Below are 25,851 nucleotides of genomic sequence, written 5' to 3' on the forward strand. Positions count from 1 at the left end.
ACGTTTTGCTTTCCACCGCCGGAGCCCGTCATGCCTCACTCGTTTATCCCGCCGTTATTGTCCGCCGACGAACCCTCTGCCGCCGCCGTTGAAATCCCGCGCGGCAAAGCGCCCTTTTTGCTGCTGTGCGATCACGCCGGCAAGGCGATCCCGCAATCCCTCGGCGATCTCGGTTTGCCGCCGGGGGAGATCGAACGCCACATCGGCTGGGACATCGGCGCGCTGAGCGTGTCGCGCCATCTGAGCCGCCAATTGGACGCCACGCTGATCCACCAGCGTTACTCACGGCTGGTGATCGACTGCAACCGGGCGCCCGGCATCGCCAGCTCGATCCCGCATTTGTCCGAGTTGACGCCGATCCCCGGCAATATCGGTATCGATGCCGAGCACGCGCTGGCGCGCGAGCGCGAGGTGTTTTTGCCGTATCACCACGCCATCGACGATCATCTGGGGCAACGCCAACTGCGCGAACTGCCGACGGCGGTGATCGCCATGCACAGTTTCACGCCGGTGTTCAAAGGGGCATCGCGCCCCTGGCAGGTGGGGCTGCTGTTTAACCGTTACCCGGAATTTGCCCATCTGCTGGCCGAGCTGCTGCGCGAAGAGGGAGATTTGCAGGTGGGGATCAACGAACCCTATGCGATGACCGATGCCACCGACTACACGTTGCCGGTCCATGCGGAACGCCGCGGTTTGCCTTATGTCGGCATCGAAATCCGCCAGGATCTGATCGCCGACGAACGTGGGCAACAGGCGTGGTCGAAACGTTTCGCACGCCTGCTGCCGCAGGCCTGGCAGCGCTGGCAAATTTGACTTTAGGAATATTCCCAGAGATGATAACCGTAAGGAATACGTAATACGTCATTAGAAAAAAAGTCAGGAGAGACGTGTGGAGCACAGCGATAACGGACTGTTTATCAAACGGGAGCGTTTTGAAGTTCTGGCGATTCTGCGTGAAATTTGCAAACAACGCACGCCGCTGCGCGTAGAAAATCAGCAGCACCGGTTTCAAAGTCTGTTATTGAGCGTCGGGCCGGACAATATCGTGTTTAGCGGTGAGGAAGCGGAAAACGCCATCGACGGCGCCTGCACCATCGTGATTGAAAGCAACGACGCCAAAATCGAGTTTTCCGTCGGCCAGGCGGAGCTGACCGAACATCAGGGCGTCCAGGCCTGCTCGACCCGGCTGCCGCAGGAGTTGGTCTACATCCAGCGCCGTCGCCAGTTCCGCATCACCACGCCGCACTGGCGCCAATTCTTCTGTACCGGCGAATACCCGAACGGCACGCCTTATGAGCTGCGGATCCACGATCTGTCCGCCGGCGGCGTCGGTTTGCGTTTCGACGGCCCGCTGCCGGATTTCTTCCAGCCGGGCCTGCAGTTCAAGAAAGCGGAGTTGGATTTGGGCAGCTACGGCAGCTTCAAGGTCAACATGGAGCTGGTGGTAGTCAACGACGATCAGGAAACCGACGATAACGATCAGGTGGTGCACTTCTCGCGCCTATCGTGCCGTTTCCTCAAGCTGGGGCTGGCGATGGAGCGCAAAATTCAAAGCGCGGTGTTCGCCTTCGAGCTGGATTTCAACAAAAAGAAAAAACGCTGATATTTATCAGGGGCGGCACGCTGCCCCTGACTCTCCACTGGCCTTACGGCTGTAACGCCCGCAGGCTGCCGATCTCTTCCCAACCGAAATGCGCCGCTTCGGCCAGCACGTCGCACACTTCGCCGCCGGCGGCGACCACGGCCGCGTCAAGCGCGGCGCCGTGCAGCAGATGGCTCACCAGCAGTGCGGCGAACAGATCGCCGGTGCCTTTGACCGCCGATTTGACCTTCGGATGGGTAAAGCACTGCGTTTCCTGCCGGGTGACCAGCATCAATCCCACTTCGTCTTCGTGCTGCGCCACGCCCGGCGCGCTGGTGACCAGCACCCATTCGGTGGTGTCGTTCAACAGCGCCTGCGCGGCGTGCTGCGTCTGCTCTTGGCTGCTCAGTTGCCGGCCGCACAGCTGCTCCAGTTCGAAACCGTTCGGCGTCAGGCCGTTGGCCAGCCGCAGGAACGGTGAGCGATAGCAGTTGACGATGCGCTCATCCACGTAGATCCCTTCCCCGTAATCGCCCATCACCGGATCGATATAGATCTTTATCTGCGGATTGAGGGCGCGCACCCGCTGCAGCCAGTTGGCCAGAATATGGCACTGCATCACGTCACCCAGGTAGCCGACGATCACCGCCCGGGCGCGCTTCATCACGCCGCGGGCGATCAGATCGTCGAGAAAGCCGCCGAACCACTCGCCGGAGATGACGCCGCCGTGCGGCTTGCCGTAATAGGGCGGGCAGCCGAACAGCACGCTGGGCACCTGCAGCGCTTCCAGCCCTTTTTTCAGCAGGGCGCGGTAGGCGATGCCGTTGCCGACGCTGCCGTAGACCACCTGAGATTGAATGCTGATCACGTCGATGGACGGTGATCGCAAGGGTGAAGTCTGTTGCATGAGTTACATCCTTGGTTCGTTATTATCCAGCCAGCGGGCGAACACCTGCCGCGCGCGCTGTTCCAGCTGTGCGCCGTGGCGCGCCGCCTGTTCGCGCAGGCTCTGGGGCGCGATGCCGGCCAGTTCCAGTTCGCAGGCATGGCCAATCAGCCAGCGTTCGATATCGCGATGATCCGCCTCCAGATGGAACTGCAGGCCGAGCGCGAACCCCTGATAGTCGAAGGCCTGATGCGGGCAAACCGCCGTACCGGCCAGGCAGCGGGCACCCTCCGGGATCTTGAACATATCACCGTGCCAATGCAGCACCGGCGTATCGGCCAGCGGTGCCAGCACCGAGTCGTCTTGCGCCGTGAGCGTGGTCAGCGGGGCGAAACCAATCTCTTTGACGCCGAGCGAGATCACGTCGGCGCCCAACGCCTGGGCGATCACCTGCGCGCCGAGACACACCCCAAGGGTCGGCCGCCGCTGCGCCAGCCGCTGTTTGACCAGCGCCAATTCATGGTCGAGAAAATCATAGCGCTGCGCGCCGGAAAAGTGTTGGGCGGCGCTGATCGGCCCGCCGAGCACCACCAACAGATCGGTCTCTTCATTATTGATAGCACGAATATCATCGCGGCCGGCATCGTAATAGTCGATCTGATAGCCGCGCAGCGAGAGCAGGGAACCGAGGATGCCCAGGTTTTCAAAATTGACGTGTCGAATGGCGACGGCTTTTTTCATTGTTTAACCTCGTGAGCGTGGGTGAACGGCGTCAGCGCCAGCGACTCGCCCAGCACCGCGATGCCTTGCGCGCCGCTCTGGTAGACGATGCGGCGTTCGCTGACCTGGCTGAGCTGCACCTGATAACCCTGCGCGGCCGGGAACAGCGCGCAAGCCTGCTCCAGCTGATCGGCCGCCCAGGGCGTGAACATCTGCAGGCGGGCAAAGGCCTTTCCTGCATACTGAATGTCGAGCACGTAATGTTTATCCATGGAACCCCTTACTTTTGGCCGCGGAAGCTGTTAATCTATTTTGAACTAATACAAAAGGATTTATGTATGACTTCATTGTATGCAAAAGGCGGCGGCGCTGTCCAGATTGCCGAGCAGATCGCCGCACGCATCAAAGACGGCGCGCTGCGGCCGGGCGAGCTGTTGCCGCCGGTACGCCAGCTAGCGGCGGAGCTGGAGGTCAATCCGAATACCGTCGCCAGCGCATACGCCCGATTGCGCGATGCCGGTCTGGTGGTGACGCGCGGGCGGGCGGGAACGGTGGTGCTGGAGCCGCCGCTGGCGGCGGTGAGTGCGGCCTATGCGCCGCGCCAGGTGCCGGCGGGGATGTGCGATCTGGCCAGCGGCAACCTCGATGCCGCATTGTTGCCGGCGTTGGCGCTGGGCGCGGCGGAGGCGTTCCCGCAGCAAAACGGCTATGACATCAGCGGCGATCTGCCGGTATTGACCGGCCTGGGGCGCGAGTGGCTCGGCCGCCAGGGCGTCACGCTGGGGGAACCGGCGGTGTTCTCCGGCGCGCTGGACGCGATGGAAAAGGCGCTGCGCTGCCATATGCAGCCGGGCGCGGCGGTGTGGGTGGAAGATCCCTGCTGGCCGCCGCTATTGACGCTGCTGCGCCACCTGCGTCTGCGGCCGCTGCCGCTGGCGATGGATGAACAGGGGTGTCGGTTGCCGGAAAGCGGAGCGGCGGGCGCGGTGATCCTGACGCCGCGCGCCCACAATCCGACCGGCGCCTCGCTCTCTGCGCAACGCGCGCAGCAGTGGCGGCGTTTTCTCAGCGCGAATCCGCAGTGTCTGGCGATCGTCGACGACTTCTGGGGGCCGCTGTCGCAGCAGCCGCTGCATCTGCCGTTCGACGGCGATCGCGGGCTGTACGTGCTGTCGCTGAGCAAGTTTCTCAGCCCGGATCTGCGCATCGCGCTGGCCTGCGGCAACCCGACGTTGCTGCAGGCAATGCGCGCCGATCAGTACATCAGCGAGCGCTGGGTCAGCCATATCTTGCAGCAGATCGCCGCCAGGCTGTGGGGGCAGGCCTTGCAGGAAGGGCAGCTGCAGCGGGCGCAGCAGGCGTATCAGGCCAGAAGGGATGAACTGGTGCAACGGCTCAACGCGCTGAATCACACGGCGCTGGCGGTAGGTGAAGGGCTGCACCTGTGGTTGCCGGTGCGGTCGGAAACCGCCGCCGCGCAGCTGATGGCGCAGCGGGGGTGGCTGGTGCAGGGCGGCGAGCCTTTTCGTCTGAAGAGCGATCCTGCGATCCGCGTCAGCCTGGCCAACGTGGCGCCGGCGCAACTGGCGGCTCTGGCGCAGGATCTGGCCGACGCCATGCGGGCCAGTACGGCGATCAACTAGGCCGGCGTCAGGCTCTCCTCCGCCAGCAGCTGCAGTGAGGTGAGCCGGGCGCTCGGTTCGGCGATCGGCGTGTCGATGATGAACTCGTCCACGCCGTACCGCTGCTGCAGCTGCGCCAGTTGCTGATGCACCTGCGGCGCGGTGCCGAGCAGAACATGGCTTTCCCGCGGTTCGATGCGGTAGTCGGTGGCGCCGGCCTGCTGCACGAAACTCTCGGCCTGCGCCAGGCTGCCGACGGTCACGCTCTGCTCACCGGCGACGTGGACGCGGTATTGCTGTATATCCGCCGCCAGCGCCGCGGCCTGTTCCGCGCTTGGCGCCGCGATCGCCGCTACCGCCAGCAGCGCCTTGCGGCCGCCGCTGTGTGCGGCGTAGTGCGCCAGCGCTGCGCTGATATCTTGCGGATTGCCGTTCAGATGCGCGGCGAACACGAAAATCCAGCCGGATTCGGCCGCCAGCGTCGCGCTCTCTTTGCTGGCGCCGAGCAGGAAGCGCTGAGCGCCGTGCGGCGGCAGCGGCGTGGCGCTCAGGCCGGGCTCGGCGTCGTCGTTCAGATAGGCGGTCAGCTGCGACAGCTGCTGCGGGAAAGCCGGCTTGTGTTGCCGGTCATGGGCAGCCTGCAGCGCCTGGGTGGCGAGCGGCAGGCCGCCGGGCGCTTTGCCCACCCCGAGATCGACGCGCCCCGGCGCCAACGCCGCCAGCAGGTTAAAGTTTTCGGCCACCTTGTAGGCGCTGTAGTGTTGCAGCATCACGCCGCCGGAGCCGATGCGAATGCGCGACGTCTGGCCGAGCAGGTAACCGATCAGCACTTCCGGCGACGGGCAGGCGAGCTGCGGCGTGTTGTGGTGCTCCGCCAGCCAGAAACGCCGATAGCCCCAGCGTTCCGCCTGTTGCGCCAGATGCAGCGTGCGCGCCAGCGCCTGGGCGGCGCTTTCCCCGTCGGCGATCGGACTCTTTTCCAATATGCTCAAGGCATAAGCCATTTTCCCGCTCCTTTCCTCATCAGATATGCCTGACAAATACCATGCGGGCGGCGCGCGCCTTAATACTGATTGGCGATAGGATATTCCATTGATCCAAAACGAATTTGGATATGCGCAGATCGGTAAAGCGCCGCGCTATTATCCTTCGAGCCAGGCCTTCAGACGAATGGCGTCACGGTAGTGGCCGTAGCGCGACTGCGCGCCGAGCAGGATCATCACCACCGGCTGCCCTTTGATGGTGGTGCGCATCACCAGGCAGTGGCCGGCCTCGTCGGTAAAGCCGGTTTTCTGCAGCTGGATCTTCCAGGCTGGGTTGTTGATCAGGCCGTTGGAACTGCGGTAGACCAGCTGGCCGCGGCCAGGACGCACGATCTGCTGCTTGTCGGTGCTGAAGCGGCGAATCGATTGATAGCGATAGGCGTGATTGACCATCTTCAGCAGATCGTTGGCGGTCGCCACATTGCGCGGCGTCAGCCCGGTCGGATCGTAGAAGCGTGCGCGTTTCATGCCGATGGCGCGCGCTTTCTGATTCATTTTCGCCACGAAGGCCTTGCGTCCGCCGGGATAGCTGCGGCTCAGCGCCGCAGCGGCGCGGTTCTCCGAAGACATCAGGGCGATGTGCAGCATGTCGCGGCGGCTGAGCACCGAGCCGATGGTCAGGCGCGAGTGGGTTTTCTTCAGCAGATCGCGATCGGCGGCGGTGACTTTCAGCCTGCTGCCCATCGGGCGTTTGCTGTCCAGGGCGACCATGGCGGTCATCAGCTTGGTGAGCGAGGCGATCGGCAGCACGCGGTTCGGCTGCTTCTGATAGAGCGTCTTTCCGGTGCGTTGATTGACGACCAGCACCGATTTGGCGTTCAGCACCAGCGGCGGCGCAGCGGCATGCACGGGCGCCAAAACGAACAGCAGGCTGAACAGGAGGGCGGCGCCGAAGCGCCGGGCGGGCAGACGGAGAAAAGCGTGAGATAAAAGCATAACGGCGGCAATAGTGACCCTAAGTGATTAAAAAATATCAAAAGAGTCTGCCCGGCAAATGTGAAGAAAATAGGGCGATAATCGCTCAAACTGTTACAACAATCCCTTTTGTTGCAGCGTGAAGCGGGTGGCCTCGTTCAAATCGTAGTCCGCGAGACGCTCGCGCGGCACCCAGGCGTAGTCGTCGAACTCGTCGTTGATCGTCACGTCGCGGTTGGCGGCGATGGCGTCGGCCAACTGATAGCCGCCCATGTCCACGGCGATCACCGCCAGCGCCGCGATTGAGGCGTCGGAGCCCAGCGCCGAGAAGAAGGGGCCGATGCTGTGCATGATCAGGTAAGAGATGATCGGGATCGCCGCCATGATACCCGCCTGGGCGAGAAACACCGGGCCGATGGCGTGAATGCCGTTGACGAACTCGCGCCCCAGTTCACCTTCCGGTTTGACGATCGACGCCAGCGCGCCGATCAGGGTGCCGGCCATGATGATATAGATGATGAAATTACCGAACTCAGCCATGGTGCTCCTCCTGCGATGAACGTAAGCCGCGCGAGCGCGCGATGATTTCCTGATAGCGGGCGAACCAGACCGCCATATCGACCTCGGCGGGCTCCGTCACTTCATAGCGGTTGAGCACCTTGAGCGGCTGTTCCATACCCAGCCCTTTACGCGCCAACTGCGCCACGCCCTGAGCGGTGATCTCTTTGTTGGCGGGCGTGACGATGCGCTTTTGGATCAGGTTGGCGAGGAACTGCGTGAAATAGCGGTTGGCGGACAGACCGCCGTCCACCGAAATGCTGTCGCCGATCGGTTTCAACTTATCCATGGCGTTGATCACCTCGGCGGAACGCATGGCGATGCCTTCGAGGATCGACTGCAGCAGATCCTTGCGTTCGGTTTCCAGCGACAGGCCGGCCCACACCCCGGCGGCGGAGCGATCCCAATACGGGCAGGCCAGCCCGGAAAGCGCGGGCACAAAGGCCAGGCCACGCGCGATGGCCGGCTGGGCCGGAAAATCGCCGAATTCATCGAAGTCGTTGAACAGGCCTATCTTTCTCGCCCAGTTAATGGCGGAGGCCGCGTTATAAACGCCGCCGTCCAGGCCATACACCGGCTCGCTGCCGGGCAGCTTCCAGCACAGCGTGGGCAACAGGCCGGACTCGCCGGCGTCGATCGGGCGCTGCCCGGTGATCGCCTGTAAAAAGGCGCCGGTACCGAAGGTGATCTTCATCTGCCCCGGTTGATGGCAGCCGTGGCCGTATGTGCCGGCAAACTGGTCGACGATGCAGGCCGTCAGCGGCACCGGCTTGCCGTTGAGCGCCACGTCGCCGAAGTGGCCGATGTTGTCTCTGACCTCGGGCAGGCTGTCGATCGGCACGCCGAACAAACGGCACAGCTCCTCGTCCCACTGCAGGGTATGGATGTTGAACAACGAGGTGCGCGAGGCCGAGTTATAGTCGGTGAGATGCCGGCCGCACAGGTGGAACAGGAAGAAGGCGTCCATGGTGCCGAGCCGCAGGCGGCCGCGTTGCGCCAGCTGCCTGGCCCCCGGGGCGTTGTTCATCAGCCAGCCCATCTTGCTGGCGGAGAAGTAGGTATCGAGCGGCAGGCCGGTTTTCGCCATCACCAGCGGTTCGACGCCTTCGCGTTTCAGGCGCTGGATCTCCGGCTCGGTGCGCTGATCTTGCCAAACGATGGCGTTGTACAGCGGCAGGCCGCTGTCGGCGTCCCAGGCCAGCAGGCTTTCGCCCTGATGCCCTAAACCGATGGCGTCCACCATGTCGCACTGGCTGAGACAGCGGCGGATATTCGCCAAAATCTCCAGGGCGTCGTGTTCCACCCAGCCCGGATTGGGGGTGATTTGCTTGTGCGGCATGCTGGCCGGCGAATGGTGCCTGCCGTCTTCGCCGAACACCACGACCCGGGTGCCGGTGGTTCCCTGATCAATCGCGGCATAACGTTGATTCATCATTGCTTCGCTCTCTTATAGGTTTTGTTTTTTATTGCGCCTGGTGTTGGTTGTGTGACCGTTTTAATAATCTATCTTCAATTTCACACATTAAAGCAACATAAATCACAAGATAAAATAACCCCGCGTGATCGACCTCATACTTTTTGCTTATAGCCGCGTTCTGCGGCTTTTTTTTGGGAGTTGTGTTGTTTTTGTCATTCCAAATGCGGTTATTGTGTGGTTTTATTGTGGTTATCACATCAAAACGGGACATCAGCATGATGGAAGAACAAACGGGTTGGGACATTGTCGTGATTGGCGGCGGTGTGGTCGGGTGTGCGGTATTCCGCAAATTCTGCCTGATGGGCGCCCGTACGCTGCTGTTGGAAAAGGGGGGCGATATCCTGTCCGGCGCCAGCAAAGCCAACAGCGCGCTGCTGCATACCGGCTTCGATGCGCCCAGCGGCAGCCTGGAGCTGCGCTGCATGCAGGCCGGCTACCGGGAATTTATCGCCATCCGCGAGCGCATGAATCTGCCGCTGCTGCCCACCGGCGCGCTGGTCGTGGCCTGGGACGAGCAGCAGTTGGCGGCGCTGCCCGCGATCGTGCAGCAGGCGCATGACAACGGCGTGCCGGACGTGGCGCAGATCGACGCCGCCGAGCTGTATCGCCGTGAGCCGCAGCTGGCGCCCGGCGCATTGGCGGCGGTAGAGGTGCCGGGCGAGAGCGTGATCGATCCCTGGAGCACGCCGCTGGCTTACCTGACGCAGGGCGTCAAACACGGCGGCGACTATCGCTTCAATACCGAGGTGACCGGCGCCGAACGCTTGCCGACCGGCTGGCGGCTAACCAGCAACCGGGGCGAGTTTCACGGCAAAATCGTCGTCAACTGCGCCGGCAATCAGGGCGACCGGGTAGAAAGTTTCTGCCATCAGCCCGAGTTTGAAATCCGCCCGCGCAAAGGGCAGTTCCTGGTGTTCGACAAGGCCGCCGCCGGGCAGGTCAACGCCATCATCTTGCCGGTACCGACGGCGATCACCAAAGGGGTGCTGCTGTCGAAAACCATCTTTGGCAATCTGTTGCTGGGGCCGACCGCCGAAGAACAGCAGGATCGCGAGACGGCGACGGTGGACGAAACCAAAATGCGCGAGCTGATCGAACAGGGGACGCGGCTGCTGCCCACGCTGGCAAATTACAGCGTGACCGCCAGCTATGCCGGATTGCGCCCGGCGACAGAGCAGAAACACTATCGCATTCAGCACTATCCCGAGCGGCAGTGGATCTGCGTGGCGGGCATTCGTTCCACCGGCCTGACGGCGGCGCTCGGCATCGCGCAATATGTGGAGCAGCTTTACCGCGACCATTTTACGCCGTGCTTCACGCCGACGGCGCCGCAGACCGTGCATTGGCCGCAGATGCCGATGCTTGCCGACTACGCGCTGCGCGATTACGCGCGCCCGGACAACGGCGGCATCGTTTGCCATTGCGAGCTGGTGACCCAGCGGGAAATCGAGGCGGCGTTCGATTCCGCCGTGCCGCCGGAGTGCATCGGTGGGCTGCGGCGGCGCACGCGCGTGATGATGGGGCGCTGCAACGGTTTTTATTGCAGCAGCCGGGTGGCGGAAATGGTGGGCGATCGTTTTGGCCAGACGCTGGCCGTAGGGAGCATTGATGAAAACTGAGTATCAGGTGGCGATTGTCGGCGCCGGGCCGGCCGGGATCGCCGCGGCGACCGCGCTGCGGCAGGCGGGGATCGAGGATGTGGTGCTCCTGGAACGGGAGCAGCAAGCGGGCGGCGTGCCGAGACACTGCCGGCACCCCACCTTCGGGCTGCAAACGTTTTACCGGCCGATGCTCGGCTCCACCTATGTCGATAAGATACTGGCGCGCGCCGGGCAGGTGGAGATCCGCACCGGCGTGACGGTGCTCGCCATCAAGCCGGACGGCGAGCTGACCATCACGGATCGCCACGGCGTCAGCACCTTGAAAGCGCAGCGGGTGATCCTGGCGACCGGCGTGCGCGAGACGCCGCGCCATCCGCGCCTGGTGAGCGGCCTGCGGCCGCAGGGCGTGCTGACCGCCGGCGCGCTGCAGCAGTTCGTCTATCTGCGCGGGCTGCAGCCGGGCAAGGCGCCGGTGGTGGTCGGCACCGAGCTGGTCAGTTTCTCCGCGCTGTGGACGCTGCGCAACGCCGGCGTGCGCGCCGTCGCCATGATTGAAAGCGGCGGCAGACCCGTCGCCTGGCGGCTGAGCGCGCTCTATGCGCGCCTGATGGGGGTGCCGATTCATTATTATTCGCGGGTGACCGATATTGCCGGCCGCGATCGGGTCGAATCCATCGAGGTGGAGAACCGCCGCGGGGAGAAACGGCGCATCGCCTGCGACAGCCTGATCTTCACCGGCCGCTTCACCGGGGAGTATACGCTGATCCGCCAGAGCCACCTGGCGCAGCGGCCGGACAGCGGCTGCCCGCTGACCGATCAGTTCGGCCGCTGTTCCGACGCCGCCTATTTCGCCGTCGGCAACATGCTGCATCCGGCGGACATGGGCGACCAGTGTTATCAGGAAGGGCTGCGCGTTGGCGAAGCCGTTGCCCGTTCGCTGCGGCGCACGCTGCCGCCGGCGCGGCAAATGCTTCCGGTGCGGCACGACGAGCGGATCCGCCTGACCGCGCCTGCCAACGTGGCGCTGATCGGCAAACCCAGCACGGTCACGATCAATATGCGGGTGGAGCGGGCGGTGTCCGGTTCGGTGGTGGTGCGGCTGGGCGAGGAAGTGCTGTATCGCAAAACGCATCGCTGCCTGCCGGAACGGCGGATCCTGCTGCGCAATATCGCTTTGCCGGCCGACGGCGAGCGTGACGCGCTGCACATCAGCATCGAATCCGCCGGGTGAACGACGGCTACGGCTTGCGTCTAACGCCCTGAAACCCGTAGTATTCGGTCAGTTGACGCCGCGAGTCCGGCGGAGGCAGTCACTCTTACTTAAGGCAGCGAGTGTAATGTGAATGGATATCTCTAATTCCGTGGATAGGCGCAATGAAATACTGGCGCTGATCCAGGCCAACGGCCGGGTTTACGTGAATGAGCTGGCGGATAAATTCCAGGTTTCGCAGGAAACCATTCGGCGCGATCTGAACAAGCTGGAAGATTATCGCCTGATCAAGAAGATCCACGGCGGCGCGGTCAGCAGCCAGTTCAAATTCGAGCATGAATTCAATGAACGGGCCAAAATCGCCGAGGCCGAGAAGCGCGCCATCGCGGAGAAAGCGGTGACGCTGATCCAGCCGGGCGATACGGTGTTCGTGGATTTCGGCTCCACCACGCTGGAGTTCGCCCGGCAGCTGGCGACCGTCGATCAGCTGACGGTCATCACCAATTCGCCGCTGATCGCCAACGTCTGTCTGGAAAATGACTCCATCGACGTGGTGCTGATCGGCGGGCAGTTCATCGGCTCCAAAATGGAGTGCCTGGGGGCGATCGCGTTGAATAACATTGAGGCGTTTTTCGCCGATTACGCCATCATCGGCGCCGGCGCGGTCAATGTGCAGACTGGGGTGATGGATCAAAACGTCAATGAGGCGGCCATCGCGCGCAAAATGATTGCGCAGAGCCGCAAATGCATCGTGCTGGCGGATGAAAACAAGCTGCGCGGGCATGCGATGACCCTGGTGGCCAAATGGCCCGAGATCGATTATCTGGTGACCTCCGACAGCGGCAACGCGCTGGAGGGGCTGGTTTTCCCGGCCAACGTCAATGTGTTGGTCGCACAGGTATAAAGGGTTATGAGCAGCCTTTCTCCGGGCCGAGCAACCCGGAGAAGGCCTTCAAACCGCTTTCCTCTAGGCGATCTTGACCTCACGCACCTCTTTGGATCTCAGCGTCACGCGAACTGGCACCGATTTGTACGAAGGCGTGCCGCTCTCCTCATCGATGTAATGCAACGGCACCAGCACGTTGGCCTCCGGATAGTAGGCGCCGACCGAGCCGGCCGAGATGTTGTAGGCGATCACCGTGATGCCCTCCAGGCGCTGAGTGCAGCCGGGCAGCGCCGTTTCCAGGTCGACCACGTCGCCATGCTCCAGCCCCAAACGTTGCAGATCGCTGTCATTCATGAACAAAACGTCGCGCCGGCCGAAAACCCCGCGGTAGCGATCATCCAGGGCATAGATGGTGGTGTTGTACTGATCGTGGCTGCGCAGCGTAATCAGCCGCAGCGTGTCTTTCTCTGCGATGGCCGCGTCTTCATGCAGCCCGCTGAACACGGAAAACATCGCTTTGCCCGTCGCCGTCGGCCACTGGCGTTCGGTCGGCGGCAACGGCATGCGGAAACCGCCGGGTTGACGAATGCGCGCGTTGTAATCGTCGAAGCCCGGAATGGTTTTTTCGATCAGATCGCGGATCACATCGTAATCTTCGATCAGCTCATCCCAGGGCACCTTGCTGGCGGGCATCACCGCTTTGGCCATGCCGGCCACGATGGCGGGTTCCGAACGCAGCAGTTCCGACGTCGGTTTGAGTTTGCCGGACGAGGCATGCACCATCGACATCGAATCCTCCACCGTCACCGATTGCCGCCCGCCGGCCTGCATGTCCAGCTCAGTGCGCCCCAGGCAGGGCAGAATGAGGGTTTGTTTCGCCACCAACAGATGGCTGCGGTTGAGTTTGGTGCCGATATGCACGCTTAATTCCAGCGCTTTCATCGCCGGGAAGCTCTGCTCGGGATCCGGCAGCGCCACGGCGAAGTTACCGCCCAGGCAGATCAACGCTTTCGAGGCGCCGTCGATCATCGCCTGCATGCACTTCACGGCATCATGCCCGTGGGCTTTGGGTGGCGTGAAGCCAAACACCGCTTCCAGCTTCGCCAAAAAATCGGCCGAGGGCTTTTCGGTGATGCCGACGGTGCGGTTGCCCTGCACGTTGGAGTGGCCGCGCAGCGGGCAGATGCCGGCGCCCGGTTTGCCGATATTGCCGCGCAGCAGCAGCAGATCGGCGATCAGGCGCACGTTGGCGGTGCCTTTATTGTGCTGCGTAATGCCCATGCCGTAAGTCACGATGGTGGCGTTGGATTTTGCGTAGGCGGCGGCGACCTGTTCCAGATCCTGACGCGTCAGGCCGCTCTCCGCCTCGATGGCCTCCCAACGGGTGGCCGCCAGATCGGCGGCGAAAGCCGCAAATCCTTCCGTGTGCTCGGCAATAAAGGCGTGATCCACGGCATTGCCTTGTGTCTCATCCAGCTGCAGCAGCGCTTTGGCGATGCCTTTCAGCGCCGCGGCGTCGCCGCCGGCTTTGACCTGATAGTAGGTTGAAGCGATAGGGGTCGAACTGTAGGTCGCCATTTCAATGACGTTTTGCGGATCGGTGAAACGCTCGAGCGCCCGTTCGCGCAGCGGGTTGAACACGATGATCGGCACCTTTTTGCGCGCCAGCTCATGCAGCGTGCCCATCATGCGCGGGTGATTGGTGCCCGGATTGTGCCCGATGGAGATAATCAGCTCCGCGCTGTCAAAGTCGTCCAGCGAGACGGTGCCTTTGCCGATGCCAATGGACTGCGGCAGGCCAACGCTGGTCGGCTCATGACACATATTGGAACAATCGGGGAAGTTATTGCTGCCGAATTCCCGCGCAAACAGCTGGAACAGGTAGGCCGCCTCATTGGACGCCCGGCCGGAGGTATAAAACTCCACCTGCTCCGGCGGCAGCGTCTGCAACACGTCGGCGATGCGTTGAAACGCCTCGTCCCAGGCCAGCGGGCGCAGGGTGTCCGTTCCGGCGTCATAGATCAGGGGCGTGGTCAGGCGGCCATAATCCTCCAGCTCATAATCGGTTTTCTGCAGCAGCGACGTCACGGTGTTTTGCGCCAGGAATTCGGGCGTCACGCGTTTGCTGGTCGCTTCCCAGGTCACGGCTTTGGCGCCGTTTTCGCAAAACTGGAAGGTGGAGCGATGTTCTTTATCCGGCCATGCGCATCCCGGGCAATCAAACCCGTCGGGTTGATTGGTGCGCATCAGCGTCACCGGCGCTTCCAAGGTATCCATCTGCGTGCGCACGGCGATGGCCGTCGCTTTCAGCGCGCCCCAACCGCCGGCGGGCCCATCGTAAGGATGAATTCCAGGTACTGCTCGTCTTTTCGCCATGGTTGCTTGCCTCCGACATCGCTTACGATAATTACAGATGATTGATTTATCATGAATATTATCTTTATCGTCCAAAACGGAACCCAGGCGCCGTCGCCGTTAAGCGCGGGCCTGTCGATTCAGTATAGATGAGTGAAAAAGGGGGCAGCGGCAGTCTGAGCGGGGAGAGCGGCGGCCCGTCTAACCGGAGGCGGGCCGCCGGGGCGTTACTTGTTCACCACCAGGCCGACGCCGCGGCCGCGCGGATCGGACGCGGTTTCCGGCGTGCGGCCATCGATGCGGATAGCCTGTATATCCCCCATGTTCCAGCCCTGGTCTTCGAGGGTGTAGCCCATGGCTTTCAGCTCGTCCGCCGGTTTGCCGGCCAGCGGGGCAAAGCTGTCATAGTACAGGGTGTCCTTCGGCAACAGCTGATGGTGCACGCGCTGGGCGGCCACTGCCTGCGCCAGCGGCAGGTGATAATCGTAGAGGTTGTTGATCACCTGGAAGATCGAGGTGAAGATGCGCGATCCGCCCGGCGTGCCGATCACCAGGCTGACCTCGCCGTCGCGGGTGATGATGGTCGGGCTCATCGAGGAGAGCATGCGTTTGCCCGGCTCGATGGCGTTGGCGTCGCTGCCCACCACGCCGAAGGCATTGGCGACGCCGGGTTTGGCGCTGAAGTCGTCCATCTCGTCGTTGAGCAGGAAGCCGGCGCCTTTGACCACCACGCCGCTGCCGAAGTCCCAGTTGAGCGTATAGGTGTTGCTGACCGCGTTGCCGGCGGCATCGACGATCGAGAAGTGGGTGGTTTGGTGGGTTTCCAACCCCGGCCGCACCTGTTCGGTCGGCGAGATCGCCGTCGGGTTGATCTCGGCGGCGCGTTTCTTCAGGTAGTCGGGGGCGATCAGCTGCGCTTCCGGCACGTGAGTGAAATCCGGGTCGCCGAGGTAGTCGGCGCGATCGGCGAACACGCGTTTTTCGATTTCCGCCAGCAGGTGGATATAGCGCGCCGAGTTCAGCGGCACCCCCTTGAAATCGGCGGCGCGATCCTCTTTTATCCCCAGCAGCTGCGCCAGTGCAATGCCGCCGGAGCTGGGCAGCGGGGCGGTATATACGGTATTGCCGCGCCAGCTGATGCGCATCGGTTCACGCCATTTCACCCGATAGTCGGCCAAATCCGCCGCGCCGATCAGCCCATTGTCGCGCTGCATTTGCGCCACCAGCAGGCGCGCGGTTTCGCCGTGATAAAAATCGTCGGCGCCCGACTTGGCGATGCGCTCGAGCGTGGCCGCCAGCTCCGGCTGTTTGAACACCGCGCCGGGCTTCATGGCGCCGAAATAGTCGCCGAAGTTGGTTTTCCCGGCGAACAGCTTGTTGGCGTCTTCACGGTACTGATACTGCTGATCCGCCACGGTGAAACCTTGCCGGGCGTAGCCGATCGCCGGCGTCAGCAGTTCGGCCCACGGCAGCTTGCCGAAGCGTTTATGCGCTTCCCACAATCCCAGCACGGTGCCCGGCACGCCGGCGGCGCGGCTGCCCACCAGGCTAAGATTTTCGATCACTTCGCCTTTCTCGTTCAGATACATAGTTTTACCGGCGGCCTTGGGCGCCACTTCGCGGTAGTCGAGGAAATAGGGTTTGCCGTCGACGTACAGCGTCATAAAGCCGCCGCCGCCGATATTGCCCGCTTCAGGGTAGGTGACCGCCAGGGTAAAGGCGGTGGCGACCGCTGCGTCGACCGCATTGCCGCCGGCCTGCAGAATGTGTGCGGCGACGTTAGCGCCATACCGATCCGGGGCGGCGACCGCACCGGCGGTGAGATCGGCGGCAAAGGCGGCGGGAAGGGGGCAGGCCAGGGCCACGCTCAGAGCTATCGTTTTCAATAAACCGGCAGACATAGACGATCCTTTTAGCGATGTTCAGTTATCAGGTGAATTCAACTAATTATTTTGAAACAGCAGGTTAGCGCGTTTTCTTCGGGCTATTGCGGCGCTTTATTGAAGGTAGCAGCGGTCAGGCGGGGCCGCCTGACCAGAGTGGCGAATCGTGACGTGGCGCGTTATGCGCCGGCGGGCAGCGCCGACTGCAGCCATTGGCAGAAGTGGCGGGCGAGCGGGTTGTGTTCGCTGTCGCGGTGCAGCAGCCACGCCCAGTTGGCGCCGCGCACGCGTTGCTCGGTTAACGGTTGCAGCAGCCCGGCGTCGTGCGCGTGCTGCGCCAGCAGTTGGCTGACCAACGCGATGCCGAGGCCATTGCAGGCGGCGTCCAGCAGCAGACCGGGATCGGAGAAGTTCAGCCCGCTGTCGCGCTGGCCGACGTGCGCGCCGCCCGCCACCGTCCAGTGGCTCCAGTCCATCTCCCGTTCGCCGTGCAGAGTCACGCGCTGCTCCGCCGCCAACGCCAGCAGGCTGGGGTGGCAGGCGGGATAAAGCCGGTCGCTGCAGAGCAGGTTAAAGGTGCAGTCCGCCTGCGCGCTGAGATCGTCGCGGATCGCCAGATCGATACTGTCCGTCGCCATATTCGGCGGTTCAAAGCTGGTGAACAGCCACAGGTCGACCTGCGGATGCTGCCGATTGAAGTCGCCCAGCCGCGGCGTCAGCCAGTGGCGGGCAAAAGCCGGGGTGGTGTTGACGATCAGCTGGTTGGGTTTGCGGTACTGATCCAAACGGCGAATGCCGACGGCCAGCTGTTGCAGCATCACCTGCGCGGTGCTGAACAGATCGTGGCCGGCGTCGGTCAGCGCCACGCTGCGGCCGGTGCGAAAGAACAGCGGCTGCTCCAGAAACGCTTCGAGGCTGCGGATCTGCTGGCTGATGGCCGACTGGGTAAGGTGCAGCTCTTCGGCAGCCTGATGAAAACTGCCCAGGCGCGCTGCCGCTTCGAAACCACGCAGCGCGCTCAAAGGGGGCCAGTGTTTTAACATTATCGATAAGCCTGTCTAATCAGATATCCGCTAAATATATCGTTTGTCGCGGTGCCAGGGGAAGACTAGCATAAGATTCAACCGCATAAACGTGAATTATTCGTTTAACTTTTTGAATTATAAATAATTAAAAGAGGTCTTCAATGTCAACTCGTCGCGTGTTTATTAAACAGCTTTCCGCCGTTGCCGGGGTCGGTTTGACGGTCTCGTTAGGCATTCCGTTACGCAGTCACGCAGAAGCTGCGCTTAATCCGGCCTGGCGGATGCCCGACGAAGGGGAACCGCAGCAGCGGGCGTTTCTCGCCTTCGGCGCGCAGCGGGCCATCTGGGGCGAATTCACGGCGGATGTGCAGGTGGCGCAGGGGCGTATCGCCCGCGCCATCGCCGAGTTTCAGCCGGTGACGGTATTTTGCCGCGGCAATGAACGGCAATTGGCCGAGGCCACCTGCGGCAGTCACAACGTCAGCTATGTCGTCACCGAGCTGGATGACATCTGGGTGCGCGATTTCGGCGCCAATTTCGTCGTCAACGGCGCCGGTGAACTCGGGGCGGTGGATTTCAACTTCAACGGCTGGGGCAATAAACAGCGGCATGCCAGGGATGCGCGCCTGGCGGCGTTTGCCGCCAACCGCTACGGTGCCGCCCAACTGCGCCGCAGCGCACTGACAGGCGAAGGCGGTGGTATCGAAGTGGACGGACACGGCACCGGCATCATGACCGAGAGCAGCTGGGTGAATGCGAACCGCAATCCGGGCTGGAGCCGGAAGCGGGTGGAGCAGGAGCTGAAAGCGATGCTCGGCCTGCGCAAAATAATCTGGCTGCCGGGCATCAAAGGCCGGGACATCACCGACGCCCACGTCGATTTTTACGCCCGCTTCGTGCGGCCGGGCGTGGTGGTGGCCAATCTGGACACCGATCCGGCCTCTTATGACCATGCGGTTACCCAGCAACATCTGGCGATCCTCAAGGCGGCGACCGACGCCGACGGCCGCCGGCTGCAGGTGCATACGCTTTCGCCGCCGCTGGCGCCGCGCGACAGCCGATTCAGCCGCAACAACCCGGATTTTGCGGCGGGCTACATCAACTATTTCGTCATCAACGGCGCGGTGATCGCCCCGGAGTTTGGCGATCCGCAGGCGGATCGGGCGGCGCTAGCGCTGCTGACGGCGCTCTATCCGCAGCGCAAGGTGGTGCAGTTGGAGATCGACGCCATCGCCGCCGGCGGCGGCGGCATTCACTGCGTGACCAGCCAACTGCCAAGGCACGGCCGGTAATACCGCGCAATGTTCAAAAAATGCGCACCGGGTTGTTTGTCACGATCGGCTGTGGTTGGCTTAGCGCTGACACAAGGAGAAAATCATGACCGATTCACCCTCGACCATTCCCACCTGGTATCGCGATCCGCGCGCGGAAGAGGCCATGGCCGATGGCCATGCGCCCATCTGGCGCCATCTTATCGGCCTGGTGCCGGAAAACGAACTGTCCGGCGTGAAGGTGCTGGATTTCGGCTGCAATCAGGGCGGTTTTCTGCGCCTGCTGTACCAGCTCCGCCCATTTCAGCAGGGGCTTGGCGTTGATATCGCTCGCCGGTCCGTCGATGAAGCCAACCGGCTGAAAGGGCATCTGCCGGTGGTTTATCAAACCGATACGCGGCTGAACGGCTGGGACGACCATTTCGATATCGCCTTCAGTCATGAAGTCATCTATCTGATCGACGATATTGCCCAGCATGCTGCCGATATACTGCGGGTGCTGAAGCCGGGCGGCGTTTACTATGCGGTGACCGGTTGCCACACCGGCAACCCGCTGTGGCCGCAGTGGCGTGAACGGGTGGCTGCAGAAACCCATACCGTGGTGCAGGATCGGTCGCTGGCCGACTATGCGCGCATTTTCTCCGCCGCGGGGTTCCAGGTCTCTGCCCGCAGGCTGGGCTTTTCCGGCTTCGTGCCCTATGAGCCGGACGGGTGGATGCCGGATATCGCGGCGGCAATCGACTACTATTGGCACACCAAAACGGTGTTCAGGCTGGTTAAACCCTAAAAATCCTACGTGGCGCAGCCCTCGGCTGAAGTGGAACGCTTTATTGCATTGGCTAAAAACCGCTGCGCCAGTTTGCTGAAACCACGCTGAAGGGATATTGCTCCACCGTTTCCCACTTCGACAAGATTTTACCGAATCCTTACGCAACCCTTTCAGAAGCGAATGTCGGCATTCGATATATTGAGAATAGTCATTCTCAACAGGATCGTATTGCAATGCAGAGGAAAACGCTTTTGGTGCTCGGGCTGTCGCTGTTGTTGGCCGCCTGCGATGGGCAAAACGCCGGTGCGCCAGCCGGCGCGGGCGCAGAACAGGAGGTCGGCGTGGTCACGCTGCGCGGCCAGTCAGTGACCCTGAGCAGCGAGTTGACCGGCCGGGTCAACGCCACCATGACATCCGACGTGCGGCCGCAGGTCGACGGCATCATCAAGCAGCGGCTGTTTACCGAAGGGGCCGAGGTCAAGGCCGGGCAGGTATTGTATCAAATTGACCCTGCCAGCTATCAGGCCAGCTACGATCAGGCCGCGGCCCAGCTGAAAAACGCCCAGGCCACGGTGCAATCCACCCGGCTCAAATCGCAGCGCTATGCGGCGCTGGTGAAAGAGAACGGCGTTTCTCAGCAGGATGCGGACGATGCCAAAGCCGCCTATCTGGCGGCCGTGGCGTCGGTGGCCCAATATCAGGCGGCGCTGGAGACGGCGCGCATCAACCTCGCTTATACCCAGGTGCGGGCGCCGATCGCCGGCCGTATCGGCATCTCGTCGGTGACGCCGGGCGCGCTGGTCACCGCCAGCCAGAGCGATGCGTTAGCCACCATCCGCGCGCTCGACCCGATCTATGTTGATCTGACCCAGTCCAGCGCCCAACTGCTTAAACTGCGGCGCCAGCAGGCGGCGTTACAGCGCGGCGCGGTCACGCCGGTCGCCATCAAGCTGGAGGACGGCACGCCTTATGCTCACGCCGGCAAGCTCGAGCTGACCGAGGTGGCGGTGGACGAAGCCACCGGTTCGGTCACGCTGCGCGCGGTGTTCCCCAACCCCGAACATGAGCTGCTACCCGGCATGTATGTCCATGCCACGGTGGCTAACGGCGTCGATCCCAAAGCCATTCTGGCGCCGCAGCAGGGCATAACCCGCAATGCCAAAGGGGAAGCCACCGCGTTGGTGGTGGACGAGCAAAACAAAGTGGCGCAGCGCACCGTCAGCGCCGAACGGGTGGTGGGCAGCAATTGGCTGATCGGCAGCGGGCTGAACGAAGGCGATCGCCTGATCGTCGAAGGCACCAGCAAGGTTACGATCGGTGCCGCGGTGAAGCCGGTTGAGGTTTCGGTCGACAAAACCCACAGCGGGGAGCAGTGATATGGCGCAGTTCTTTATCCGGCGGCCGGTATTCGCCTGGGTGATCGCCATCATCATCATGCTGTGCGGCCTGATGTCGATCAATTCGTTGCCCGTTTCGCAGTACCCGGACGTCTCGCCGCCGCAGATCTCCATCTCCGCCACCTACCCGGGCGCGGACGCGGAAACGCTGGAAAACAGCGTCACCCAGGTGATTGAGCAGCAGCTCACCGGCCTGGACGGCCTGCTGTATTTTTCTTCGACCAGCAGCTCCAGCGGCTCGGTCAGCATCAACGTCACCTTTGATCAGGGCACCGATCCGGATATCGCTCAGGTGCAGGTGCAAAACAAGGTGCAGCAGGCGGAAAGCCGTTTGCCGAGCGCGGTTACCGCGCAGGGCGTGACGGTCAAGAAATCCCAGAGCAGCTTCTTGCTGATCGTCGGGCTGTATGACGAAAGCGACAAGGCGACGATGGCCGATATCTCCGACTATCTGGTCAGCAACCTGCAGGATCCGCTGTCGCGCATCGAGGGCGTGGGGGACGTGCAGGTGTTCGGCTCAGAATACGCGATGCGCATCTGGCTGGATCCGACCAAGCTGGCGAGCTATGCGCTGATGCCTTCCGACGTGCAGACGGCGATCGAAGCGCAAAACACCCAGGTGTCCGCCGGCAAGATCGGCGATCTGCCGGCCGCCGCCGATCAGCAGCTGACCGCCACGGTAAAGGCGCAGTCGCGGCTGCAAACGCCGGAACAGTTTCGCAATATCATCCTGAAAAGCGACAGCAGCGGCGCGCTGGTGCGGCTGGGCGACGTGGCGCGGATTGAGCTGGGCAACGAGGACTACTCCGCCAGCGCGCGCCTCAACGGCCACCCAGCGGCGGGGATCGCGGTCAAGCTGGCGGCGGGCGCCAACGCCCTCAACACCGCCAAGCTGGTGAAGGCCAAGGTGGCGGAATACCAAAGCGCGATGCCGCAGGGCTACAAGGTGGCCTACCCGAAAGACAGCACCGACTTTATCAATATCTCGATCGAGGAGGTGGTGAAAACGCTGTTCGAAGCGGTGGCGTTAGTGGTGGTGGTGATGTTCGTGTTCCTGCAAAACCTGCGTACCACGCTGATCCCGACCATCACCGTGCCGGTAGTGTTGCTGGGCACCTTCGGCGTGCTGGCGGCGTTCGGCTATTCAATCAATACCCTGACGCTGTTCGGCATGGTGTTGGCGATCGGGCTGTTGGTGGACGACGCCATCGTGGTGGTGGAAAACGTCGAGCGCGTGATGCGGGAGGATAAGCTGCCGCCGCGCGAGGCGACGGAGAAATCGATGCGCGAAATCACCGGCGCATTGGTCGGCATCGCGCTGGTGCTGTCGGCGGTGTTTCTGCCGATGGCGTTCTTCGGCGGCTCCACCGGGGTGATCTACCGCCAGTTTTCGATCACCGTCGTCTCCTCGATGGTGCTGTCGGTGGTGCTGGCGTTGACGCTGGCGCCGGCATTGTGCGCCACGCTGCTGAAGCCGGCGCACGACGCGCAGACCGACAAGGGCTGGCTGGGCAAATTCAACCGCGGCTATGAGCGGATGCAGGAGAAGTACGCCGACAAGGTCGGCGGGGTGATCCACCGGCCGACGCGCTATCTGCTGCTGTACGGCCTGCTATTGATCGCCGCCGCCGTGATGTACCTGCGCTTGCCGACCGGCTTTCTGCCCAACGAGGATCAGGGCACGGTGATGGTGCAGTACACCTTGCCGGCCGGCGCCACCAACGCGCGCACCTCGGCGGTGAGCGAGGCGGTGACCGCCTATTTCCTCGACCAGGAAAAGGCCAACGTCAGCACCATTTTCACCATTAACGGTTTCGGCTTCAGCGGCAGCGGGCAAAACGCCGGCATGGCGTTCGTCAGCCTCAAAGACTGGAGCCAGCGCAGCGGCAGCGAGAACACCGCCGACGCCATCGCCAAACGCGCCATGGCGCACTTCGCCACGCTGCGCGACGCCCAGGTCTTCTCCATGAGCCCGCCGGCGATCGACGGTTTCGGCCAGTCCGACGGCTTCACCTTCGAGCTGCAGGCCAAAGGGGCGACCACCCGCGCCGAGCTGCAGGCGATGCGCGACCAGATCGTTGCCGCGGCCGCCGGCAATCCATCGCTGCTGGCGGTGCGCGCCAACACCTTGCCGGATACCCCGCAGCTGCAGGTGGAGATCGACAACGGCAAACTGCAGGCGCTCGGCCTGAGCGCCGCCGACGTCAACAGCACCCTCAGCAGCGCGTTCGGCAGCACCTACATCAACGACTTTATCGATCGCAACCGGGTGAAAAAAGTCTATATGCAGGGCGATGTGCAGTACCGCGCCAAGCCGGAAGATCTTGACCGCTGGTTTGTGCGCGGCACCAACGCGTCGGGTGCCAGCAGCATGACGCCGTTCTCCGCCTTCGCGTCTTCGCACTGGATCTACGGGCCGGAAAACCTGTCGCGCTATAACGGGCTGTCGTCGTTCGAGATCACCGGGCAGGGCGCCACCGGCGTCAGCTCCGGTACGGCGATGAGCGAGATGGAGAAACTGGCGGCAACATTCTCCGCCGGCAGCAGCTATTCCTGGAGCGGGCTGTCCTATCAGGAGCGGCTGACCAGCGGCCAGGCGTCGTCGCTGTACGCCATTTCGCTCATCGTGGTGTTCCTGTGCCTGGCGGCGCTGTATGAGAGCTGGTCGATTCCGTTCGCGGTGATGTTGGTGGTGCCGATGGGCGTGGTGGGATCGCTGCTGGCGATCACGCTACGCGGGCTGGAAAACGACATCTACTTCCAGGTGGCGCTGCTCACCATCATCGGCCTGTCGGCGAAGAACGCCATTTTGATCGTCGAGTTCGCCGAGGAGATGCACCAGCGGGGTGAAACGCTGATTGGCGCGGCGGTCCACGCGGCGCGCATGCGCCTGCGACCGATCCTGATGACCTCGCTGGCATTCACCGCCGGGGTGCTGCCGCTGGCGGTATCCAGCGGCGCCGGCGCCAACAGCCGCATCGCCATCGGCACCGGCATCATCGGCGGCACCATCACCGCCACCGCCTTGGCGATCTTTTTCGTCCCGCTGTTTTATGTGTTGGTGCGCCGCATGTTTGCCCGTCGGCCCGCCAACCCGCCGTCACAGGCAGGAGAATAACGTGTTGCAACGAGTCATGATGTTAACTTTACCGCTGCTGCTGACCGGCTGCCTGTCGCTGGATCCGCACTACCAGCGCCCGGCGGCGCCGGTGCCCGCCAACCTGCCGCAGGGCGAGGCCGGCGGCAACCAGGCGCTGAGCTACCCGGACGTCGCCTGGCGCGACTATGTCCAGGACGCCCGGCTGCGCCAGGTGGTGGCGCTGGGGCTGAACGGCAGCCGCGATCTGCGCGAGGCGATCGCCAATATCGCGTCGGCGCGCGCCCTGTACGGCGAGCAGCGCTCGGCGCTGTTCCCGACAATCAATGCCACCGCCGACGGCAGCCGCGGGCGGGCGCTGACCGGCAGCGGCAACGCCACCGCGCTGAGCCAAAGCTACGAAGCCGCGGCCGGCGTCAGCGCATTCGAGTTGGATCTGTTCGGCAAAAACGCCAGCCTGTCGCGCGCGGCGTTCGAAACCTATCTGGCGAACTCGGAGGCGGCGAAAAGCACTCGCCTGACGCTGATCGCCGATATCGTCACCGACTGGGTGGCGGTGGCGGCCGAGCGCAGCAATCTGGCGGTGGCGCAGCAGACGATGGCGAGCGCCAAACGGTCGCTGGACGTCACGCGCAACAATCAACAGCACGGGATTGCGTCGCTGGTTGACGTGGCGTCGGCGGAAACCGTCTATCAGCAGGCGCGATCGGACGCCGCCAGCTACGCTACCAGCGCCGCGCAGGCGAAAAACGCGCTGGATTTGGCGGTGGGGCAAAGCGTGCCGGAAAGCCTGCTGCCGAGCGGCATCGAGGCGCTCGGCGGGATCATGCGCGATCTGCCGGCCGGCGTCTCTTCGCAAGTGTTGCTGAAGCGGCCGGACGTGCTGCAGGCCGAGCATAACCTGAAATCCGCCAACGCCAATATCGGCTCGGCGCGGGCGGCGTTCTTCCCGTCGATCAGCCTGACCGCCAGCGGCGGGGTGGGCAGCGGTGAACTCTCCTCGTTGTTCAGCCACGGAGCCGGCGTCTGGTCGTTCGCACCGAGCATCAGCCTGCCGATCTTCAGCGGCGGCTATAACACGGCTCAGCTCAACTACACCCAGGCGCAGAAAGACCTGTATGTCGCCACCTATGAGAAAGCGGTACAGACGGCATTTCAGGAAACCGCCGACGCGCTGGCGCGCAAGGCCACGCTGCAGGAGCAACTGGCGGCGCAGACCGGCTATGTGGCGGCGGCGCAGCAATATTATCGTCTGGCCGAGCTGCGTTACCGCCAGGGCGTTGACAGCTACCTGACGCTGCTGGACGCGCAGCGCACGCTGTACACGGCGCAGCAGGCGCTGATCGCCGCGCAGCAGACCGCGTATGACAATCAGGCCACCCTGTATAAAGTGTTGGGCGGCGGCGTTGCCGCCGAGCGGCAGGGGGACGGCGTCATCGCCGACAAGACGACGCTCAGCCGCTAACCGTCAACCGCGCGCGCCGGGAGTGTGGCTGCGCGCGGTTTTTTTATGGAAAGTGTAAAGAAACGGAAAACCCGGCCTGCGGCCAGAAC

General features: G+C 63.0%; 21 protein-coding genes. 11 read left to right on the forward strand and 10 right to left on the reverse strand.

Annotation, left to right across the window (positions count from 1 at the left end; genetic code table 11):
* Positions 1-30 precede the first annotated feature (30 nt).
* Both ACJ8HN_RS05405 and ACJ8HN_RS05410 read left to right on the forward strand, forming a co-directional pair.
* Positions 31-813 (forward strand): N-formylglutamate amidohydrolase, encoded by a 783-nt coding sequence (locus ACJ8HN_RS05405; RefSeq protein ID WP_354620338.1) that lies wholly within the window; start codon positions 31-33, stop codon positions 811-813.
* A gap of 76 nt (positions 814-889) precedes the next feature.
* A complete protein-coding gene (locus ACJ8HN_RS05410; RefSeq protein ID WP_033634639.1) occupies positions 890-1,603 on the forward strand; it encodes a flagellar brake protein in 714 nt (237 codons plus the stop codon).
* Positions 1,604-1,646: 43 nt separating this feature from the next.
* Here the strand turns inward: ACJ8HN_RS05410 and pdxY are convergent, their stop codons facing one another.
* The 3 genes from pdxY to ACJ8HN_RS05425 are packed head-to-tail and all read right to left on the reverse strand — an operon-like array spanning position 1,647 to position 3,460.
* Complete coding sequence (gene pdxY, locus ACJ8HN_RS05415; RefSeq protein ID WP_033653079.1) at positions 1,647-2,489, reverse strand: pyridoxal kinase; 843 nt, start codon at positions 2,487-2,489, stop codon at positions 1,647-1,649.
* A gap of 3 nt (positions 2,490-2,492) precedes the next feature.
* Positions 2,493-3,209, reverse strand: coding sequence for a glutamine amidotransferase (locus ACJ8HN_RS05420; RefSeq protein WP_060430307.1), 717 nt, complete (start codon positions 3,207-3,209; stop codon positions 2,493-2,495).
* Positions 3,206-3,460 carry a hypothetical protein gene (locus ACJ8HN_RS05425; protein WP_033634636.1) on the reverse strand — a complete coding sequence of 85 codons (255 nt, stop codon included), beginning with the start codon at positions 3,458-3,460 and terminating at the stop codon, positions 3,206-3,208. Before ACJ8HN_RS05425 ends, ACJ8HN_RS05420 begins: the two co-directional genes overlap by 4 nt.
* Positions 3,461-3,526: 66 nt before the next feature.
* Between ACJ8HN_RS05425 and ACJ8HN_RS05430 the strand changes: the two genes are divergently transcribed.
* Positions 3,527-4,831: an aminotransferase class I/II-fold pyridoxal phosphate-dependent enzyme gene (locus ACJ8HN_RS05430; protein ID WP_130042870.1), complete on the forward strand. Its 1,305-nt coding sequence runs from the start codon at positions 3,527-3,529 to the stop codon at positions 4,829-4,831.
* Here the strand turns inward: ACJ8HN_RS05430 and ACJ8HN_RS05435 are convergent.
* The 4 genes from ACJ8HN_RS05435 to ACJ8HN_RS05450 form a co-directional block, all read right to left on the reverse strand.
* Positions 4,828-5,814, reverse strand: a complete 987-nt coding sequence (locus ACJ8HN_RS05435) for an MsnO8 family LLM class oxidoreductase (RefSeq protein ID WP_164097604.1) — start codon at positions 5,812-5,814, stop codon at positions 4,828-4,830. The genes ACJ8HN_RS05430 and ACJ8HN_RS05435 overlap by 4 nt on opposite strands.
* A 138-nt stretch (positions 5,815-5,952) precedes the next feature.
* Positions 5,953-6,789 (reverse strand): D-alanyl-D-alanine endopeptidase, encoded by an 837-nt coding sequence (gene pbpG / locus ACJ8HN_RS05440; RefSeq protein WP_033634633.1) that lies wholly within the window; start codon positions 6,787-6,789, stop codon positions 5,953-5,955.
* A 93-nt stretch (positions 6,790-6,882) separates the two neighbouring features.
* The gene (eutH, locus tag ACJ8HN_RS05445; RefSeq protein ID WP_442523128.1) at positions 6,883-7,308 is read right to left on the reverse strand and encodes an ethanolamine utilization protein EutH; all 426 of its coding nucleotides are present in this window, start codon (positions 7,306-7,308) and stop codon (positions 6,883-6,885) included.
* Positions 7,301-8,761 carry an FGGY-family carbohydrate kinase gene (locus tag ACJ8HN_RS05450; protein ID WP_164134209.1) on the reverse strand — a complete coding sequence of 487 codons (1,461 nt, stop codon included), beginning with the start codon at positions 8,759-8,761 and terminating at the stop codon, positions 7,301-7,303. The genes eutH and ACJ8HN_RS05450 overlap by 8 nt, the downstream gene beginning before the upstream one ends.
* A 257-nt stretch (positions 8,762-9,018) precedes the next feature.
* On the opposite strand from ACJ8HN_RS05450, the gene ACJ8HN_RS05455 reads away from it, so the two are divergent.
* The 3 genes from ACJ8HN_RS05455 (at position 9,019) to ACJ8HN_RS05465 (ending at position 12,518) form a co-directional block, all read left to right on the forward strand.
* Entirely contained in the window at positions 9,019-10,422 is a 1,404-nt protein-coding gene (locus ACJ8HN_RS05455; RefSeq protein ID WP_442523129.1) for an NAD(P)/FAD-dependent oxidoreductase, read from the forward strand.
* The gene (locus ACJ8HN_RS05460) at positions 10,412-11,635 is read left to right on the forward strand and encodes an FAD-dependent oxidoreductase (protein ID WP_039566062.1); all 1,224 of its coding nucleotides are present in this window, start codon (positions 10,412-10,414) and stop codon (positions 11,633-11,635) included. Before ACJ8HN_RS05455 ends, ACJ8HN_RS05460 begins: the two co-directional genes overlap by 11 nt.
* A gap of 112 nt (positions 11,636-11,747) precedes the next feature.
* Entirely contained in the window at positions 11,748-12,518 is a 771-nt protein-coding gene (locus ACJ8HN_RS05465) for a DeoR/GlpR family DNA-binding transcription regulator (protein ID WP_039566063.1), read from the forward strand.
* A gap of 63 nt (positions 12,519-12,581) precedes the next feature.
* On the opposite strand, the gene ACJ8HN_RS05470 is transcribed toward ACJ8HN_RS05465, so the two are convergent.
* The 3 genes from ACJ8HN_RS05470 to ACJ8HN_RS05480 form a co-directional block, all read right to left on the reverse strand.
* Positions 12,582-14,876 carry an FdhF/YdeP family oxidoreductase gene (locus tag ACJ8HN_RS05470; protein ID WP_442523130.1) on the reverse strand — a complete coding sequence of 765 codons (2,295 nt, stop codon included), beginning with the start codon at positions 14,874-14,876 and terminating at the stop codon, positions 12,582-12,584.
* A 206-nt stretch (positions 14,877-15,082) separates the two neighbouring features.
* Complete coding sequence (gene ggt / locus ACJ8HN_RS05475) at positions 15,083-16,756, reverse strand: gamma-glutamyltransferase (protein ID WP_161726549.1); 1,674 nt, start codon at positions 16,754-16,756, stop codon at positions 15,083-15,085.
* Between the two features lie 161 nt (positions 16,757-16,917).
* The gene (locus tag ACJ8HN_RS05480; RefSeq protein ID WP_033634584.1) at positions 16,918-17,781 is read right to left on the reverse strand and encodes a LysR substrate-binding domain-containing protein; all 864 of its coding nucleotides are present in this window, start codon (positions 17,779-17,781) and stop codon (positions 16,918-16,920) included.
* 143 nt (positions 17,782-17,924) lie between these two features.
* On the opposite strand from ACJ8HN_RS05480, the gene ACJ8HN_RS05485 reads away from it, so the two are divergent.
* The 5 genes from ACJ8HN_RS05485 to ACJ8HN_RS05505 all read left to right on the forward strand — a co-directional run bounded on the left by ACJ8HN_RS05485 (position 17,925) and on the right by ACJ8HN_RS05505 (position 25,762).
* On the forward strand, positions 17,925-19,055 hold the full coding sequence (locus ACJ8HN_RS05485) for an agmatine deiminase family protein (RefSeq protein ID WP_442523131.1): 1,131 nt from the start codon (positions 17,925-17,927) through the stop codon (positions 19,053-19,055).
* A gap of 85 nt (positions 19,056-19,140) precedes the next feature.
* Complete coding sequence (locus ACJ8HN_RS05490) at positions 19,141-19,821, forward strand: class I SAM-dependent methyltransferase (protein WP_033653125.1); 681 nt, start codon at positions 19,141-19,143, stop codon at positions 19,819-19,821.
* A 215-nt stretch (positions 19,822-20,036) separates the two neighbouring features.
* On the forward strand, positions 20,037-21,179 hold the full coding sequence (locus ACJ8HN_RS05495) for an efflux RND transporter periplasmic adaptor subunit (protein ID WP_041035162.1): 1,143 nt from the start codon (positions 20,037-20,039) through the stop codon (positions 21,177-21,179).
* A 1-nt stretch (position 21,180) separates the two neighbouring features.
* Entirely contained in the window at positions 21,181-24,318 is a 3,138-nt protein-coding gene (locus tag ACJ8HN_RS05500) for an efflux RND transporter permease subunit (RefSeq protein WP_442523132.1), read from the forward strand.
* A gap of 1 nt (position 24,319) precedes the next feature.
* A complete protein-coding gene (locus ACJ8HN_RS05505) occupies positions 24,320-25,762 on the forward strand; it encodes an efflux transporter outer membrane subunit (RefSeq protein ID WP_033653129.1) in 1,443 nt (480 codons plus the stop codon).
* The last annotated feature ends 89 nt before the right edge of the window (positions 25,763-25,851 follow it).

Source organism: Serratia sp. CY29653 (assembly GCF_052169255.1).
Taxonomy (GTDB): Bacteria; Pseudomonadota; Gammaproteobacteria; order Enterobacterales; family Enterobacteriaceae; genus Serratia; species Serratia sarumanii.